12 protein-coding genes are annotated in these 16,340 nt (G+C 45.7%); 4 read left to right on the top strand and 8 right to left on the bottom strand.

Going from position 1 to position 16,340, the window contains the following annotated elements; translation table 11 throughout:
* Positions 1 to 29: 29 nt before the first annotated feature.
* Entirely contained in the window at positions 30 to 332 is a 303-nt protein-coding gene (locus HMPREF1212_RS13095) for a GNAT family N-acetyltransferase (protein WP_028726658.1), read from the bottom strand.
* A gap of 352 nt (positions 333 to 684) precedes the next feature.
* Here HMPREF1212_RS13095 and HMPREF1212_RS13090 point away from each other — a divergent pair, with 352 nt between their 5' ends.
* The gene (locus tag HMPREF1212_RS13090; protein ID WP_028726657.1) at positions 685 to 912 is read left to right on the top strand and encodes a winged helix-turn-helix domain-containing protein; all 228 of its coding nucleotides are present in this window, start codon (positions 685 to 687) and stop codon (positions 910 to 912) included.
* Between the two features lie 83 nt (positions 913 to 995).
* Here HMPREF1212_RS13090 and HMPREF1212_RS13085 read toward each other — a convergent pair whose 3' ends face one another.
* The 4 genes from HMPREF1212_RS13085 to HMPREF1212_RS13070 all read right to left on the bottom strand — a co-directional run bounded on the left by HMPREF1212_RS13085 (position 996) and on the right by HMPREF1212_RS13070 (position 8,513).
* Positions 996 to 2,618, bottom strand: coding sequence for an efflux RND transporter periplasmic adaptor subunit (locus HMPREF1212_RS13085; protein WP_046150381.1), 1,623 nt, complete (start codon positions 2,616 to 2,618; stop codon positions 996 to 998).
* A 4-nt stretch (positions 2,619 to 2,622) separates the two neighbouring features.
* Positions 2,623 to 4,089 (bottom strand): TolC family protein, encoded by a 1,467-nt coding sequence (locus HMPREF1212_RS13080; protein ID WP_046149657.1) that lies wholly within the window; start codon positions 4,087 to 4,089, stop codon positions 2,623 to 2,625.
* Positions 4,079 to 7,930 carry an efflux RND transporter permease subunit gene (locus HMPREF1212_RS13075; RefSeq protein ID WP_046149656.1) on the bottom strand — a complete coding sequence of 1,284 codons (3,852 nt, stop codon included), beginning with the start codon at positions 7,928 to 7,930 and terminating at the stop codon, positions 4,079 to 4,081. Before HMPREF1212_RS13075 ends, HMPREF1212_RS13080 begins: the two co-directional genes overlap by 11 nt.
* A 196-nt stretch (positions 7,931 to 8,126) precedes the next feature.
* Positions 8,127 to 8,513, bottom strand: coding sequence for an HYC_CC_PP family protein (locus HMPREF1212_RS13070; protein ID WP_028726653.1), 387 nt, complete (start codon positions 8,511 to 8,513; stop codon positions 8,127 to 8,129).
* 162 nt (positions 8,514 to 8,675) lie between these two features.
* Between HMPREF1212_RS13070 and HMPREF1212_RS13065 the strand changes: the two genes are divergently transcribed.
* On the top strand, positions 8,676 to 9,272 hold the full coding sequence (locus tag HMPREF1212_RS13065; RefSeq protein ID WP_028726652.1) for a recombinase family protein: 597 nt from the start codon (positions 8,676 to 8,678) through the stop codon (positions 9,270 to 9,272).
* On the opposite strand, the gene corA is transcribed toward HMPREF1212_RS13065, so the two are convergent.
* Genes corA through HMPREF1212_RS13050 form a run of 3 tightly spaced genes read right to left on the bottom strand, consistent with a single transcriptional unit; the run spans position 9,269 to position 14,274 of the window.
* Positions 9,269 to 10,351 carry a magnesium/cobalt transporter CorA gene (gene corA, locus HMPREF1212_RS13060; RefSeq protein ID WP_046149655.1) on the bottom strand — a complete coding sequence of 361 codons (1,083 nt, stop codon included), beginning with the start codon at positions 10,349 to 10,351 and terminating at the stop codon, positions 9,269 to 9,271. The two genes, HMPREF1212_RS13065 and corA, sit on opposite strands and share 4 nt — an antisense overlap.
* Before the next feature lie 11 nt (positions 10,352 to 10,362).
* Complete coding sequence (locus HMPREF1212_RS13055) at positions 10,363 to 12,834, bottom strand: endonuclease MutS2 (protein ID WP_046149654.1); 2,472 nt, start codon at positions 12,832 to 12,834, stop codon at positions 10,363 to 10,365.
* Positions 12,835 to 12,849: 15 nt separating this feature from the next.
* Positions 12,850 to 14,274: a PDZ domain-containing protein gene (locus HMPREF1212_RS13050; RefSeq protein WP_046149653.1), complete on the bottom strand. Its 1,425-nt coding sequence runs from the start codon at positions 14,272 to 14,274 to the stop codon at positions 12,850 to 12,852.
* 222 nt (positions 14,275 to 14,496) lie between these two features.
* On the opposite strand from HMPREF1212_RS13050, the gene HMPREF1212_RS13045 reads away from it, so the two are divergent.
* Positions 14,497 to 15,081, top strand: coding sequence for a nucleotide exchange factor GrpE (locus HMPREF1212_RS13045; protein WP_046149652.1), 585 nt, complete (start codon positions 14,497 to 14,499; stop codon positions 15,079 to 15,081).
* Between the two features lie 36 nt (positions 15,082 to 15,117).
* Positions 15,118 to 16,278, top strand: coding sequence for a molecular chaperone DnaJ (gene dnaJ / locus HMPREF1212_RS13040; protein ID WP_028726647.1), 1,161 nt, complete (start codon positions 15,118 to 15,120; stop codon positions 16,276 to 16,278).
* Positions 16,279 to 16,340 lie beyond the last annotated feature (62 nt).

The following is a 16,340-nucleotide window of genomic DNA, read 5'->3' as shown; positions in this document are numbered from 1 at the left end:
CTATAATCGCTTTATCTAATTTCTATCCTTTATCCTACGTTGATACCTTTCATGACGATGCGTCGCCAGTCCGGATGCTTTTTAATGTATCCGGCTACAAAGGGACATAGCGGAACCAGTCGTAATTCCTGTCTTTCGATATCTTTCAGTACTTTTTCTACCAGTTGACTGCCTACACCCTTCCCTTCCAGTTGGACAGGAACTTCCGTGTGTGTGAGATAAATTTCCCCATTTTTTGATTTAATATACTCGATCTTCGGAACCAGTTTGCCAATATGAAATTCGTATTGGTGGTTCTCTGTGTTATCAATTAATTCGTAATCGTCCATTATCGTACTCTTTTATTAATGTTCTGTTATATTTCAAACATTTTACACAGAGGCTTTGTTTTGGATATTTCCTGTTTTCTTTTGTTGCTGCTCTGATAATGAAAGAAAACAGTAATTTGTATCTGATTGTAAGTGAGAATTTATTTATTCTTTCAATTTAATTCAAATACCGGCTTTTTTTGTTGAACTTTTATTGCGGAGAAGTGTTTTATAAGTATAAAACAAAGTCATTTTGTTTTCTGAGAAGGAATAATTGATGAATAATGGTATAATTGACTAATAAGGCAGTAAAATAGAACACCTCTGTTTTACTTATTATTATTAGTTTTAAGTCACATATCAAAAATGGAGTGTTATGAATAAGAATGACGTTGGCTCAAATGCCGGTAAGATCTGGCGTTTGCTTGCAGAGAGGGGCAACATGTCCATCAGGAAAATCGGGGAAATGACTCATTGTAAAGAGTCTGTTATTTTCCTTGCGTTGGGTTGGTTAGCTCGGGAAAATAAGGTGCGTTTTTGTAGCGATAGTAGCGGAATGATATCCGTAGAGGTTAATATTCCACTGACAGAGACGTATTATTAATAAGAAGAGGATTAATTTTAGAGGCGCAAACGGTAAAGGGATACAAAAATGATTGTAGCCCTTTTTGTTTGCGCTTCACTCTTCTACGGACGGTATTTACAGCAAGCCGGGAGCTTGTTGTAAACACTGTCGTCTGCTTTATACTTGTCGTTGTCGTGTCCGGCATTGGCAATGGCTTTGGCTACGGCATCGACGGATGTCTTCTTGGGGTCGAACTGCAAATGGATCATCTGGGCATCTTTGTCCCACATGGCCGAAGTGACTCCCTTTATGCCTTTGGCTGTACTTTCGATACGCTGTTTACACATATCGCAGGCTCCTTTCACACCGAACATGGCATGTTCGCTTTGTGCGTTTGTCGTGCCGTGCATCTGATGTCCTTCGTGTCTGGTCATTGGATGGGCGGCGTTTCCGTCGTTATTCATCATAGAAGGTTTTCCTTCCAGCTGGGCACTGGCGTCTATGGAAAAGACGCCGTTCGTTACGATCTCTTCTCCGTCGGATAATCCTTTCAGTATGACATAAGCATTTCCTAAAGACGGCCCCAGTTCTACTTCCCGCATCTGGAAAGTGGGAGTGGAGATATCCGGTTGTTTGACATATACGATAGCCCGTTTGCCTGTCCAAAGCACTGCCGTTTGGGGAATGACAATCTGGTCTTTATACCCTTTTAAAGGAGCGTCGACCAGGGCTGTTGCATACATTTCCGGCTTTAGTTCCATGTTCGGGTTGGCAACTTCCACACGTACACGGGCTGTGCGGCTGGTTGCATTCACGATCGGATCTATAAATGCGATCCTGCCTTTATATGTTTTGCCGGGAAGAGCCTGCAAAGTGAATTCTACCGGATCACCTTTGCCCAGGAAAGGAAGGTCTACTTCGTATGCATCGAACATCGCCCATACTTTGGAAAGATTGGCCACGTCGTATAGTACCGCACCTTGTGATACATAATCTCCCTGGCTGACCTTTTTCGACATAACGATACCGCTGGTATTGGCTTTGATCTCGACGATAGGAGAGGTGGCACCCGATTGTTCGATGGCTGTTATTTGTGCATCGGTCATTTTCCAGAGCAGTAACTTTTCCCTGGCCGCTTTGATCAATGCCGGTTGTTGCATCTTCAATGCTTCCAGCAATTCTTCCTGGGCGGTAAACAGTTCGGGAGAGTACAAGGTGGCAAGTGTCTGTCCGGCGCGGACTGTTTCACCGGTAAAGTCGACTGCCAGATTTTCTATACGTCCCCCCACATGCGCCGTTTGCGATTGCAGGCTTCGTTCGTCCGGGGCTATTTTACCATACAGGCGTACCTGTTTGACCGGATTCTCCTTATTGACGCGTGATGTCTGCACATCGGCCAGAGCCATTGCTTCTTCGGATAGCTGGATGGCTGACGGATCAACGTTTTCGTCACCGTGGTTGCTTTTGCGTACCGGTATCAGATCCATTGCGCATATCGGGCATTTACCCGGTTTGTCCTGCCGGATCTGAGGGTGCATGGAGCATGTCCAGACTCCGTTTTCGTCTTGTTGCAGGTCATGGCTGTGGGAATGTCCTGCTATGCTGTCGTGGTCATGATGTCCGCTGTCTGCCTGCGGAACTGTTGAGGAAGGGCTGAACAGCAGCCATCCGATTAATAAACCTGCCAGTGCAAATAATATATACTGAACTTGCTTTGTCTTGATCCATTCTTTTATCTTTTTCATACGATTAATCATTTAATGAGGTTGCTACTAATTTTTCCATGCCGGCTACCATTGTGTTGTATTCGGCAATAGCTTCACTTTCTTTGAGACTGTAATCCAGCAACTGGCGTTCGAGTTGGATCACATCGGTAAGGCTGCTGACTCCGGCAGAGAATTCTCTTACCATCAGCTGCCAGGTCGATAAAGCCAGATCCCGTTGTTTTTTATAAAGGTTGATTTTACGGGCTGCATCTGCCAACTGCTGTTTGACGGTCTGATATTCTGCCTGTAGTTGGTTCAGCGTATTTTCATATTTCAGTTCGCTTGCCTGGCGATAATGTTTACTTTCCCGTTGCTGTGCATTGTATTTCTTCCGGAAGATCGGAATACTGATCTTAAACATGGGCATGACCATATCCATTCCGTTCATATCAGGCATCACCATAGTATTATCCGATTTACCGACCACGGAATATTGCAGGCCGATACCGAACATCGGATAACTCATCTTTTTATCCATGATCGCCTTGGCCTTATAGGCATTCGCTTCTGCTTCCAGCATCGACAACATCGGGTTTGCCAGAATAATACTGTCGGTCATCGTCTGGTCGTCTACCAGGAAACGGAGTTGTTCCAGTGTGTCCGGTACAGCTACTCTTGCTTGCTGATCCCGATTCAGCAAAGCATTGAAGCGGGCTTCGGCGGCGATCCGGTTGGAGACGATCACTTCCAGGTTGTTTTCCAGTTCGGCTTTCTCTATCTGGATGCGCAACACGTCCGACATGCCTCCGGAAGAACTTCCTGATCCCATAGATCCTGCCGCCATTTCCGACATTGTACTGTTGTTTGAGGCTGGTGAGGATGCAGATGCCTGCGGGCTGCTTCCCATTCCTCCCATATTATTCATACTGTTTCCCGAAGATGCGGGAGCAGCAGGTGTCGTACCTGCAACCGGTGCGGCTACCGGTGATGAGCTCCTGACACCCGGAGCAGAGAAACGTTTGAGTGCCAGCTGTTCCAGCTGTTCCAGCAAAACGAGGTTGGCCTGTGTATTCTTATACTGCTCGTTCAGGTTGCATAACTGATACCACTGGCTTTTAACCTCGTAGAACAGGTTGTTTCGTGCATCGCGGAATTGTTCGTAGGCCATGCGTGACATTTCTGTCGCTTCGTTGCGTGCCGCTTTTTGGGTGCCGAACCAGGGAAACATCTGCATGAGTGTAAAGTCTGCAATCTGTTTACCTCCCAGTGTTTCCATCGGTTTGACGAAAAAGCCGATATCCAGTTCCGGATCGGAATAGGCGCCTGCTTGCGGAATTTTTTCCAGTGAAGCCTTATAAAGGGCGAAATTGGAGTTGACCAGCGGATTATTGCGTGCAGCTGTCTCCAGATAGAAAGCCAGGCTGTCTGCCTGCTGTGCATACCCGGATGATACTCCGAGTAGCAAGGCGATACCGGTCAGGATAAGTTGTATTTTGATATTATTCTTCATCGTTATTCTCCTTTTGAATGTTCTGTTTCTTTTGTTCTTTCCTGATTGCGCTTTCCCGCCACCAGCATTGCAGGACAGGAACTACAAACATGGTCATAGACTGTATCAGCATACCTCCGAACGTAGGGATCGCCATCGGCACCATGATGTCGGCTCCTTTTCCGGTGGAAGTCAGTACAGGGAGCAAGGCTATCAGCGTGGTTGCCGTAGTCATGGCGGCTGGCCGTACACGTTTCAGTCCGGCTGTTACTACCGCTTCCCGTATGGCATCTTTCGTGCGGGGATCTTGTTGCAGGAAGGTTTGGTGGATATAAGTTCCCATCAATACCCCGTCGTCGGTGGCAACACCGAACAAAGCAATAAATCCGACCCAGACGGCAACGCTCAGGTTGATCGTGTGCATCTGGAAAAGATCCCGCATGTTCTCTCCTCCGACGGAGAAGTTCATAAACCAGTCCTGACCATACAGCCAGAGCAGGATAAACCCTCCGGCAAAAGCCACAAAGACGCCGGAGAAGTGGATGAGGGAAGCCGTTACTGATTTAAACTGGAAATATAAAACCAGCAAAACGATCAGCAAAGCCAACGGAACGACAATGGCCAGTCGTTGGGTGGCCCGTTCTTGTTGTTCGTAGTTACCGGCAAATTTATAGGATACGCCTTTTGCCAATGTCAGTTCCCCGTCTTTTATCTTCTGATCCAATACGCGGGTGGCTTCTTTCACGACATCTACTTCTGCCTTCCCGGACGTTTTGTCGAAAATAACGTAGCCTACCAGGAAGGTGTTTTCGCTTTGTATCATCTGGGCGCCGCGGGTATAATCGATGTCGGCCAGTTCTTTCAACGGCACTTGCGCCCCGGTTGCCGTAGGAACAAGCAACATCGACAAGGCTTCCGGATTATCCCGTAATTCGCGGGCGTAACGGAGACGGACAGGGAAACGTTCGCGTCCTTCTACTGTCGTTGTCAATACCATTCCGCCTACAGCGGCACTTAACACTTCCTGCAGGTCTTCTACATTCACTCCGTAGCGGGCCATGTTATCTCTGTTCAGCTTGATTTCCAGATAAGGAGCACCTACAGCCCTGTCGTAGAATACGGAAGAAGGGATTACGGAAGGTACCTCTTTTAATGCCTGTTCGATGGCTTTACCGCTTTGTTCGATCGTCTCCAGGTCGGGGCCGTATATCTTCAATCCCATCGGGGCACGCATACCGGTCGATAACATGACAAGGCGTGCTTCGATCGGTTGAAGTTTAGGGGCAGAGGTAAGACCCGGCAAATGGGTCACGTTTACGATTTGCTGCCAGATATCGTCTGTATTCTTGATTTCCGGACGCCATTGACGGAAGTAATCCCCTTTTCGATCGGGTATCAGGCTGTCTTTGGGCAGTAGCTGGAAGCCGTCGGAAGGATTGTATGTGCCGCCATTCTTTAAAAGGTAGGCTCCCTGTTTGTTTACTTTGAAACGTTCCCGCTGTCCGTCCTCATTCAATATATATTCCGGTCGATAGTTGATCGTATTCTCAAACATCTGTGCCGGAGCCGGGTCGAGGGCTGAGTTTACACGTCCCCATTTCCCGATGGCTGTCTCCACTTCAGGAATGGCAGCCAGCCGTTTATCGAGTGCTTCGATATAATCGAGATTTTGTGCCACTCCGGTGTGAGGCATACTGGTTGGCATCAGCAGGAAGGAGCCTTCATTCAGGCTGGGCATGAACTCCTGGCCTATGCCTGGAAATTCGTTGGATGCCTTTTCCCAGAAAGCTGTCTGCCGGAAGTCTTTCCATCCCAGCAATTCCATGCCGGAAGCTACGAAACCGAACGTTCTGTTAAATCCCATCCAAATGATAAATCCGAACAGGATCGTGGCTATCGGAAGGGTCATGAACTGCCAGCGATGGCTTAGACACCATCGTAATATCTGTTCGTAATATATAACCAGCAACCAAAGCAGGGTTAAAATAACGACGATACAAGCGGCCACAAACAGAATGTTGGAGAATAATCCGGCTTGAGGGCCCATCGGTAACCATTCTTCTGACAGGTAATAAACAGCTACCAACAATGTAATACCTATATTGATATAGTTGCTCATCTTCGGATTTTTCCAATAGAAAGCGAACAGGTTGTTCAACCCGATAGCCGTAAGGCCCAACACCGGGATATTTCCGTAAATAATCGATAACAGGATACCTGCCACAATCAATATATAATTGGCGACCTTGCGTATTAACTTCGAGTTTATCCGGATGGAGAACAGCCAGTAAGAAAGTGTAGGCAGCAGGATCAATCCCAGTACGAAAGCCGAAGCCAGTGCATACGTCTTCGTGTAGGCGAGGGGAGAGAACATCTTTCCTTCCTGTGCTTCCATAGCAAAAACGGGCAGGAAACTGACTATTGTGGTGATCATGGCCGTGGCGATCGCTCCTGATACTTCGCTGACAGCTTTGTAAATCAGGTTGACCAATGCCTTTCCTCCTTTTATCCCTTTATTCTCCGGCATTTCCATATACCGGATGATGCTTTCTACAAAGACCACACCGACATCGACCATCACTCCGATAGCAATCGCGATACCGGATAAGGCTACGATATTGGCTTCTATCCCGGTATACTTCATGATAATGAATGTAGCCAGTACGGCGATAGGCAGCATGCTGGCAATGACAACGGATGCCCGCAGGTTAAGTACCAGTACGATAATAACGATGATACAGATCAGTATCTCATGGGAGAGGGAAGTCTCCAGCGTTCCGATCGTTTCTTTAATCAATCCGGTTCGGTCGTAAAACGGAACGACACTTACTTTCGATACTGTGCCGTCGGCCAGTGTTTTCTGGGGCAGACCGGCTTCTATCTCTTTGATCTTTGTCTTTACGTTATCGATCACCTCCAGCGGGTTTGCTCCATAGCGGGCAATGACGACTCCTCCTACAGCTTCCACTCCTTCTTTATCCAGTCCGCCACGCCGTGTACCGGGGCCGATAGTGACGAAAGCGACATCCGAGATGCGCACCGGCACCCCTTCCCTAACTGTTACGACTGCCTTTTCCAGATCGGATACATCTTTAATATAACCGAGCCCGCGGATCAGGTATTCTACCTTATTTATTTCCATAGTCTCGGCACCGATATCGAGATTACTTTTCTTCACCGCATTCATGATATCCATGACGGATACATTAAATGCACGCATGGCATCCGGATTCAGTTCTATCTGATATTCCTTCACGAAACCTCCGGCTGAAGCGACTTCCGAAACACCTTCAGCAGCGGAAAGGGAGTATTTTACATAGAAATCCTGGATGGTGCGGAGTTCTTCGGCATTCCAGCCTCCGGTCGGTTTGCCTGTTTCGGGGTTCCTGCCTTCCAGGGTGTACCAGTATATTTGTCCTAAAGCGGTGGCATCCGGGCCTAATGCCGGCTGTACACCTTCCGGTAAGGTGCCGGAAGGCAGCGAATTTAGTTTTTCAAGGATACGCGAACGGCTCCAGTAAAATTCAATATTGTCATCGAAAATAATATAGATGAATGACATACCGAACATAGAAGTACTACGGATACTTTTTACGCCCGGAATCCCCAGCAGGGAAGTAGTCAGTGGATAAGTGATCTGATCTTGTATATCTTTGGGTGACCGTCCCATCCATTCGGTAGCGACGATCTGCTGGTTATCTCCTATATCGGGTATTGCATCTACCGGGATCGGATTACGTGGAATAATACCTCCGTGCCAGTTAAATGGAGAGGTCGATATACCCCAGACAATGACCAAGATCAATAATAGCAGGGTTACAACCCTGTTGTCAAGGAAATAACGGATTATTTTATTTAGCATAGAATGATGTTTTTAATCAAAATGATTTAATTAGTGCATAGAATTTTATGGCAACAGGCAAGCTTTGTTTTACAAAGAATACCTATGCGTATATACATTCCTCTTGCTTTACACAAAAGGAACAGATAATTCTTATTTTTTGTTTATGAAATGTAAACAAAAAGAGGTATAGCCGGTTGTTGGAAACCGGTATTAATTAAATCAGGAAAGAGCAGTTACGAATGCATAGTTCTGCACCACTACATTCGGGCGGGGTATTAAAATAGGATTCGGATACAGTTGTTTTTACTGTTTCGGAAAGAACAAGGAGTTCTCTTATATCGAACAGCAAAGATAAAGCCACCGGCGTATAGTCGATGACCGGTATCTGGTCAACATTCTGGTCGACAGTCATTTTAACCAGTTGTGTCTCTGTAGAACAGCAATGATTCGACTGTTTCTTTTCTTTGCATGAAGGGCATGTATCATTTAGCCACAGATCGACTTCCACCAACTTGCCCATGCAATGGTGTATATTCAGGGCGATTCCGCTGGACACCCCGATATATAAGATCGTTAATAGGACTAAAAGATATTTTTTCATAAATGCAAAGATAGAGTTGTTTTTCCAAATAAAAGTATAAAATGTATGGAGAGCTTATTAAAGAATGTTTCTTCCTACTGGCAATCACATTTTCTTATTGTATCTTCACAGCGTAAACAAAGAATATATTTTGTGTATTCAAACTAGAAGTGGTAAAGTTTTATGGTAATAGCTTATTTAAGAGTAACTACAGGCAAGCAGCATCTTGAAAAACAGAGAGATGAAATAGAACGTTTTGCGTTAGATAAGAGAATACAAGTAGATAAATGGTTAACGGATATTGTAGATGATAAGAGGAAGGTAAAAGATCCTTCTTTAAGCCGTGTGTTGGACAGGATGCAACAGGGGGATAAGGTGATTATAACCGATATCGCCCGTTTGGGTCGTACCTTATCTGATGTAATGAGTCTTTTAGGCAAATGTATGGCAAAAGGAGTTCATGTATATAGTATAAACGACCGCTATATCCTGGATGACGATCTGAATACCCAGGTGGTATCCAATACTTGCAGTCTGATATCGGAGATCGAACACAACCTGATGTCGATCCGGACAAAAGAAGCATTGAATCATAAGAAGGATAAAGGATTACAATTGGGACGTCCGAAAGGAACCGATGCCAAGCAATCCCTGTTGGATGCCAATAAGGATGAAGTAATGAATATGCTGGAAAGAGGTGATACGGTTGTGATGATCTGTAAGCATTTCAATGTTTCAAGAAATACCTACTATCAGTTTAAAAGGAATTACGGACTCTAAAACCAGTCTTTTTTCCGCATATATATCCAGGTGAGCAGGCCTGTGAGGAACATAATTCCCCAGGCAATGCCATAACCGTATCTCCAGTCGAGTTCAGGCATCAGCTTAAAGTTCATCCCCCATACACCAACAAGGAATGTCAGTGGAATGAAAAGGGTAGACACCACCGTCAGCCGCTTCATGATCGCATTCATGCGCAGGTCGTTGTTGGAAATATAGAGATCCACTAAGGAAGAGATGATTTCCCTGCAACTTTCGGTCGTTTGTATGACAAACTGCAGCTGGTCGGATAAATCGGTATAGACCGGCAACATATCCGGACCGATTATTCCGTTTTCTGTGCGTAACAATTTGGGGAATTGCTCTTTCAAAGGCTGGCTGTTCTTGCGGATAATCATGTATTCATGGCGGCGCTGTTGTATCAGCGATCCCATATTGCCCTGGTCGCTTTTTATATCGAGCAGGGTTTCTTCTATATCCTCCAGCATTTCCTCTACTTTAGAGGCTGTTTCTACCAGATTGGCGATAATCGTATTCAGCAGGAAAGCCAGTAGCAATCCGCTGCCTTTTTTTCGCAGGTTCAGCATATCCGATTCCAGTGCTTTCATTGTACTGGCAAATACCGGATTGTTCGTCTCGGTAAAAGTGATGACCACATTTCCTGTCACCAGCAGACTGATATGCTCGGAATGAATTTCCATATTCGCATCATAGTAGCTGGAATTAAGAATGATAAGCATGTGGTTGGCATACTCTTCGATCTTCACGACATGTTGAGGGGTCAGGATATCTTTGGCATCCAGGTTATGCAGCCCGAAATCGTTAACGATACGTGTGATCGCTTCCGAATCGGTAAGTCCGCTCACCTGGAACCAGTTTACTTTATTGGGGTCTGTCAGCTTGTTGAACGAGGTAGTTCCTTTCTTGACTTCTGTCGTATGAAGTCCGTCGGAATTGTATTGTGTGAGACGAATGTCGGTTACTGTTTCATGTTCACCTGCATAATAATATTTATCCGACAAATGCCGGTTGGAAATATGTCTGCGCCTGTGTAAACGCGTTCCCTCTTTTCGTCTCATAACTCAATTGTTTAATCCAGTTCTACAACAGTGATACCTGCACCGCCAAACTGGACATGCTCATCGTGGTAATGCCCGACTCCCGGAACCGAATGCAGATAGTCGCGTATCAGTTGCCGGAGAATACCTGTACCTGTGCCGTGCAGGATACGTACCCGTTCCGCTCCGACCTGGATGGCATCGTCAATGAAATAGGTTACAGCTTGCAGTGCTTCATCGCCCCTCATACCTCTAACATCTATCTCCTGCTTAAAGTTCAGTTTCTTTTCATGCATATGGTCTGTCGTGCCCACACTGACAAAGGTACTTTTTTGGATCTCCTTTTTGATCTGGCCTTTGCTGACCTTCTCCAGTTGCTCCAGTTTGACTGTACTTTTTATCATACCGAATGCCACGACAGCCTGTTTTCCCTGTAGCTCCATGACTGTTCCGGCCGATACCTGTCCTTTCAGACGGACATTATCGCCCACTTCGATCACCTCGCGGTTGAACGTCTGTTTGGTAGCCGGCGCATTCTGTTTCTGCTTCTTTCGCTCTTTACGTTCCTGCAGTTTAGCCATTTTGCGAGCTATCTTATCGTCTTCTTCTCCGGTCGACTCGACAGATGCTTTGAATTCCTCCAATGCTTTGCGGGCAAGCTTGGTCTGTTCCTTTTCCGCCTGTGCTTCCTTGATCTCACGAACTGTATTTTCGATTTTTGCATTGGCTTCGGCCAGTATGCGCTGTGCTTCGGCCTTTGCTTCGCGCATGATCTCCTTGCGTTGCTTGTTGACTTCTTCCAGGTCTTTTTCGTAACGCGCCGTGATATCTTCCAGCTTCTTTTCCTGCTGGCGGATATTCTGCCGTTTGCTTTCCCAGTAACGTTTGTCGCGAACAATATCCTGCAGATATTTGTCCATATCGATATAATCGGAACCGACCTTGGCGGAAGCGTCGGTAATCACGTCTTCCGGTAGTCCGATCTTTCGTGCGATCTCTACTGCGAACGAACTACCCGGGTTTCCGATCGATAGTTTGAACAACGGTTGCATCAGATGGCGGTCGTATAACATGGCACCGTTTACGATCCCTTCAGTGTCTTCGGCGAAATGCTTCAGGTTCTGATAGTGGGTCGTGATTACTCCGAAGCTATGGTTGCGGTTGAACCGGTCTAACAACGCTTCAGCAATGGCTCCACCGATCTGTGGCTCCGTACCGCTACCGAATTCGTCGATCAGTATGATCGTTTTTTCGTTACAGTTCCTGACAAAATACTTCATGTTGGTCAGGTGGGAGCTGTATGTACTCAGGTCGTTCTCGATACTCTGTTCATCACCGATATCGATAAAGATACTGGCGAAAATTCCGGTACGCGAACTCTCATGCAAAGGGATTAACAACCCGCATTGCAGCATATACTGTAACAATCCGACTGTCTTCAGGCAAACAGATTTACCTCCGGCATTCGGGCCGGATATGATCAGCAGGCGTTTTTTCTCATCGAGCGTGATGTCGAGCGGTATGACCTGCTTGTTTTGTTTTTGTAAAGACAGATAAAGCAGGGGATGGACGGCACGCGCCCAGTCTACCTGTTGTATGTTTTCAACTACCGGCTTGATCCCTTTCACCTGCTCGGCAAAAAGAGCTTTGGCACGAATGAAATCGATATCGGCCATAAACTCATACGATTGCAGGATATCCGGAACCATCGGACGGACGATATTGGTAAAGTCCGTCAGGATCTTCATGATCTCGCGCCGTTCGTCGCCTTCCAGCTCTTTGACGCGGTTGTTGGCTTCGACAACGACTTCCGGCTCAATGAACACAGTCTTGCCACTGGCAGACTCGTCATGTACGATCCCTTTGATCTTTCTTTTGAAAGCCGGAGCGACGGGGATCATCAGACGTCCGTCGCGCATGGTAGGTGTTACGTCTTTGTCGACAACTCCTTCCGACTGTGCGCTTCGCAAGATCGATTGCAGGCTGCGGGAAATACCGCTCATTGTCGATGTGATCTCCTTCCTGATCTGTGCCAGTGTAGGAGAGGCATTATCTTTTACTTTTCCGAACTTATCCAGGATGGAGTCTATTTTTCCTATCAGTTGCGGGAAGACAAGTATATCTCCGGCCAAAGCCGTAAGTGCCGGATAAGCGATCTCTTCATCCTCTACAGGACGGAAAAAGCGGACGATATCGTTGATGGTTTGTAAAGAACGTTTCAGGTCGAATAGCTCCTTTTCATCCAACCAGGTTCCTTCCGGACGTATCCGCTTCAGCGAATAGCGTACATCGAAGAAGAAAGCGGCAGGAAATTCCTGTTCCCCATGTAAAATACGGACAAACTCATCGGTTTGTTCCAGACGTTCAATAACAGTTGAATAATCTGCCGAAAATTCCATTTCGGCTACCCGCTCTTGTCCCAGCGGGCTTAAACATTTATCGGAAATTAAACGGCGGACTTTATCGAACCCCGTTTTTTGTTCAAAGTTTTGTGGATATATCACGTTAATTAATATGCTTTATTTTATCTCCACCGTAACCTCTCTGCGGATGGTAGGGCGGACGATGTATTCCATTTTGTTTTTGCCCCTTTTGACTTCAAACGTACAGGCATTATTTCCTGCAGGATTGACATACGGAGCATAATAATATAAGTAGGAGAAGGCTCCTACATTGCCGGAGCTTTGCAGTGCATCGGCAACCTGAGAGTATTTGAATGTATCCCAGAACATACAGCGTTTAAATCCGTTGGCATCTGTAAACCGTGTTTTCGGATCGCGGTATTTCATCGTTTTTGATATGAAGTTCTTATAGCCGGCTGTAAATTCTTCGGCGGAATAATTCATTTTGTTGTCATTGATCTTTTCGATCACATCGCGTGGACGAAGGCCGGATGCATAAGCCGGTGAATTGCGGTCGACATCCGTAATCAGTTCCAGACGGTCGATGTCATAGCTGATCCCTGTATAATTGTAGGTTTTCTGACTGACCTTGTATTGTACGTTGCGGCCATATTTCACGTAAGGATACTGCATCAGCATTAACGGAGCATGGATACGGGCATACTCTTCCAGACGGTAGGAATCTTCCAGTAATTCATTCGCCTCACATTCCCAGATGATACGTCCAGGGACAAATGCCTGGTCGATCATGCGGAAACCGAACTGCAACAGATATTCCGCTTCTGCTTCCGCAGCGGAAGTCCCCAGGAAGGGGAAAGAGTCCATCTTGCTCTGCGTAAAGTTATAGCGATAGGTCGGCTCCTTGTCTACCAAGATCACGTTTGTTCCCTTGAAATTCGGATTTTTATCAAAGAAATAGAATGTCTGTATCAAGATATCCGGCTGGGCAATATTAAGAGTTAACCCTTTTTTGGTCAGTTCTTTTTCGATGCATTCATTGATCGCTGTTTCCAGTTTACGGTTGTTTTCGTCGATCGCAGCAAAAGCAAATGTCTTGAATTTAGCGAAACTGACAGAGTCGGGGGTAACTACCGTTTTAAACGGGCAGGTAAAAGTCCGTTCACCGGTCGTTTCCAAGCTATACATCGAGAAAGCGGATGCCAGTTGATCTTCCATGATTGAGTTAACCTTCTTACAATCTTTCTTTACCATCACCTGTTTGGTCGGGACGGCAAGATTACTGATCGTAAGGATCACCTCATTCTTTCCGGCCGGATTAAACAGTTCCGCAATCTCCTGGGGAGATACTTCGGTTGTTGTTACTCCGTCTATCGCCTCTATTATATCTCCTTGTTTTACGCCGGCCAACTCTGCCGAAGAATAAGGGATTATTCCGGTTATTACAGGTTTGTTTTTCCCCCAGTTCTTACTCTGGCTGATATCGTATGTAAATCCTAATCTGCAAATGGATGCATTCCGGTTTTGAGCATAACCGACCATAAATACAAACAACAGTAATATGGATAAAATAATTCTCTTCATAACGTCAGAAATTCTATTATTAGTATTAATAATGCCTGTTTAAATCTAAATATACAGGCAAAGGTAAAGATATTTTTGTTGTGTAGGAATAGTTGGCAGCATATTTGATATTATTCCAGTGCATGACAACAGGGATAACTTTATCTATACACCTCGTGCCATTAGATAGAGATAGTTGTATATCGCTGACAATTAGGTAATAATAAAAATATTAAGATAGTTATGAGCAAGATGAATTTTAATGGAAAGAATGAAACATCTGAAAAAGATGAACACCTGAATCAGGAAGATGCGACAAATTTGCAGCACGAACAGGAAAATGCGGCAGAAGAAACAGCCGCGACTGACAATGTGACCGAAGAACTGGACGCGCTGAAAAAGAAGTACAACGAACTGAACGACTCTCATCTGCGTTTAATGGCAGAATTCGACAATTATCGTAAACGTACCTTACGTGAAAAGACCGATCTGATCAAGAATGGTGGCGAATCTGCTCTGAAAGGATTGCTTCCCGTTGTCGATGATTTCGAACGTGCATTACAGAACATCCGTAAATCGGATGATGTTGAAGCCGTAAAAGAAGGAGTGGAATTGATCTATTCCAAGTTTATGGCTTACCTGGCCCAGCAGGGAGTGAAAGCCATAGAGGCGGTAGGACAACCGTTCGATACCGAATTGTTTGAAGCTGTGGCTACTATTCCTGCTCCGGAACCTGGCTTGAAAGGAAAGATCCTCGATTGTGTCCAGACCGGATATACTTTAAATGACAGAGTGCTGCGTCACGCTAAAGTAGTAGTAGGAGAATAAGCAACGTGCTAACGGGCAAATAACAACAATACAAAGATGGCTAAAAGAGATTATTATGAAGTGCTGGAGGTGGAAAGAACCGCTACAGTAGAAGAAATTAAGAAAGCATATCGGAAAAAAGCAATTCAGTTCCACCCTGACAAGAACCCTGGTGATAAACAGGCAGAAGAAAACTTTAAAGAAGCTGCCGAAGCGTACGACGTATTGGGAGATCCTCAGAAGCGTCAACGTTATGACCAGTTCGGGCATGCCGGAGTAGGAGGTGCTTCTCAGGGAGGAGGCTTTGGTGGAGCCGGAATGTCTATGGAAGATATTTTCTCTCAGTTCGGAGACATCTTTGGCGGACACTTCGGTGGATTTGGTGGTTTCGGTGGTTTTGGCGGAGGCTCTCGTGGCGGCCGCCGGGTGAACCGCGGTTCGGATTTGCGTGTGAAGGTAAAACTGAATCTGAAAGAGATCGCCAACGGAGTAGAAAAGAAAATCAAGGTTAAGAAATATGTCCCTTGCAGCAAATGTCATGGAAGCGGGGCAGAGGACGACCATAGCAGCAAGACTTGTGATACTTGTCACGGTAGTGGTGTGGTGACCCGTGTTGCCAATACCATCTTAGGACAGATGCAGACACAGTCCACATGTCCGACCTGCGGAGGTGAAGGTAAGATCATTACCAAAAAGTGTTCCGAATGTAACGGCGAAGGAATTATGCGTGATGACGACATCATTACCATCAATATTCCGGCCGGTGTTGCAGAAGGAATGCAATTGTCTATGAGCGGCAAAGGAAATGCAGCGCGTCATGGAGGTATCAACGGTGATTTGCTGATCCTGATTGAAGAGGAGCCGCATCCGGAGTTAATCCGTGATGAAAACGACTTGTTATATAACTTGTTGTTGAGCGTACCTCAGGCGGCATTAGGAGGAAATGTAGAAGTTCCGACTATCGATGGCAAGGCGAAAGTGAAGATCGAACCGGGTACACAGCCGGGTAAGGTTCTTCGTCTGAGAAACAAGGGATTGCCTTCTGTAAATAGTTATGGAACAGGTGACTTGCTCGTGAACGTAAGTGTGTATATTCCGGAAACACTGTCAGCGTCAGAAAAAGAAACGTTGACTGGCCTGGATAATTCACCTAACTTCCAGCCTAACCGCACCATGAAGGAAAAGATCTTCAGTAAATTCAGACATATGTTTGATTAGAGAAATTCAAATATTCTCAAGCAAAAGAAAGAGTAAAGTTGACTTTGTAAGTCGGCTTTACT

It is taken from the genome of Parabacteroides sp. HGS0025 (assembly GCF_000969845.1).
GTDB lineage: Bacteria > Bacteroidota > Bacteroidia > Bacteroidales > Tannerellaceae > Parabacteroides > Parabacteroides gordonii.
The sequence above is the reverse complement of the archived record's forward strand: the minus strand, read 5'-3'. Positions and strand labels throughout refer to the sequence as shown.

Excerpts from the sequence above, each read along its gene's own strand:
- HMPREF1212_RS13090 (WP_028726657.1), top strand. The coding sequence starts at position 685 with ATGAATAAGAATGACGTTGGCTCAAATGCCGGTAAGATCTGGCGTTTG.
- HMPREF1212_RS13085 (WP_046150381.1), bottom strand. The coding sequence starts at position 2,618 with ATGAAAAAGATAAAAGAATGGATCAAGACAAAGCAAGTTCAGTATATA.
- HMPREF1212_RS13080 (WP_046149657.1), bottom strand. The coding sequence starts at position 4,089 with ATGAAGAATAATATCAAAATACAACTTATCCTGACCGGTATCGCCTTG.
- HMPREF1212_RS13075 (WP_046149656.1), bottom strand. The coding sequence starts at position 7,930 with ATGCTAAATAAAATAATCCGTTATTTCCTTGACAACAGGGTTGTAACC.
- HMPREF1212_RS13070 (WP_028726653.1), bottom strand. The coding sequence starts at position 8,513 with ATGAAAAAATATCTTTTAGTCCTATTAACGATCTTATATATCGGGGTG.
- HMPREF1212_RS13065 (WP_028726652.1), top strand. The coding sequence starts at position 8,676 with ATGGTAATAGCTTATTTAAGAGTAACTACAGGCAAGCAGCATCTTGAA.
- corA (WP_046149655.1), bottom strand. The coding sequence starts at position 10,351 with ATGAGACGAAAAGAGGGAACGCGTTTACACAGGCGCAGACATATTTCC.
- HMPREF1212_RS13050 (WP_046149653.1), bottom strand. The coding sequence starts at position 14,274 with ATGAAGAGAATTATTTTATCCATATTACTGTTGTTTGTATTTATGGTC.
- HMPREF1212_RS13045 (WP_046149652.1), top strand. The coding sequence starts at position 14,497 with ATGAGCAAGATGAATTTTAATGGAAAGAATGAAACATCTGAAAAAGAT.
- dnaJ (WP_028726647.1), top strand. The coding sequence starts at position 15,118 with ATGGCTAAAAGAGATTATTATGAAGTGCTGGAGGTGGAAAGAACCGCT.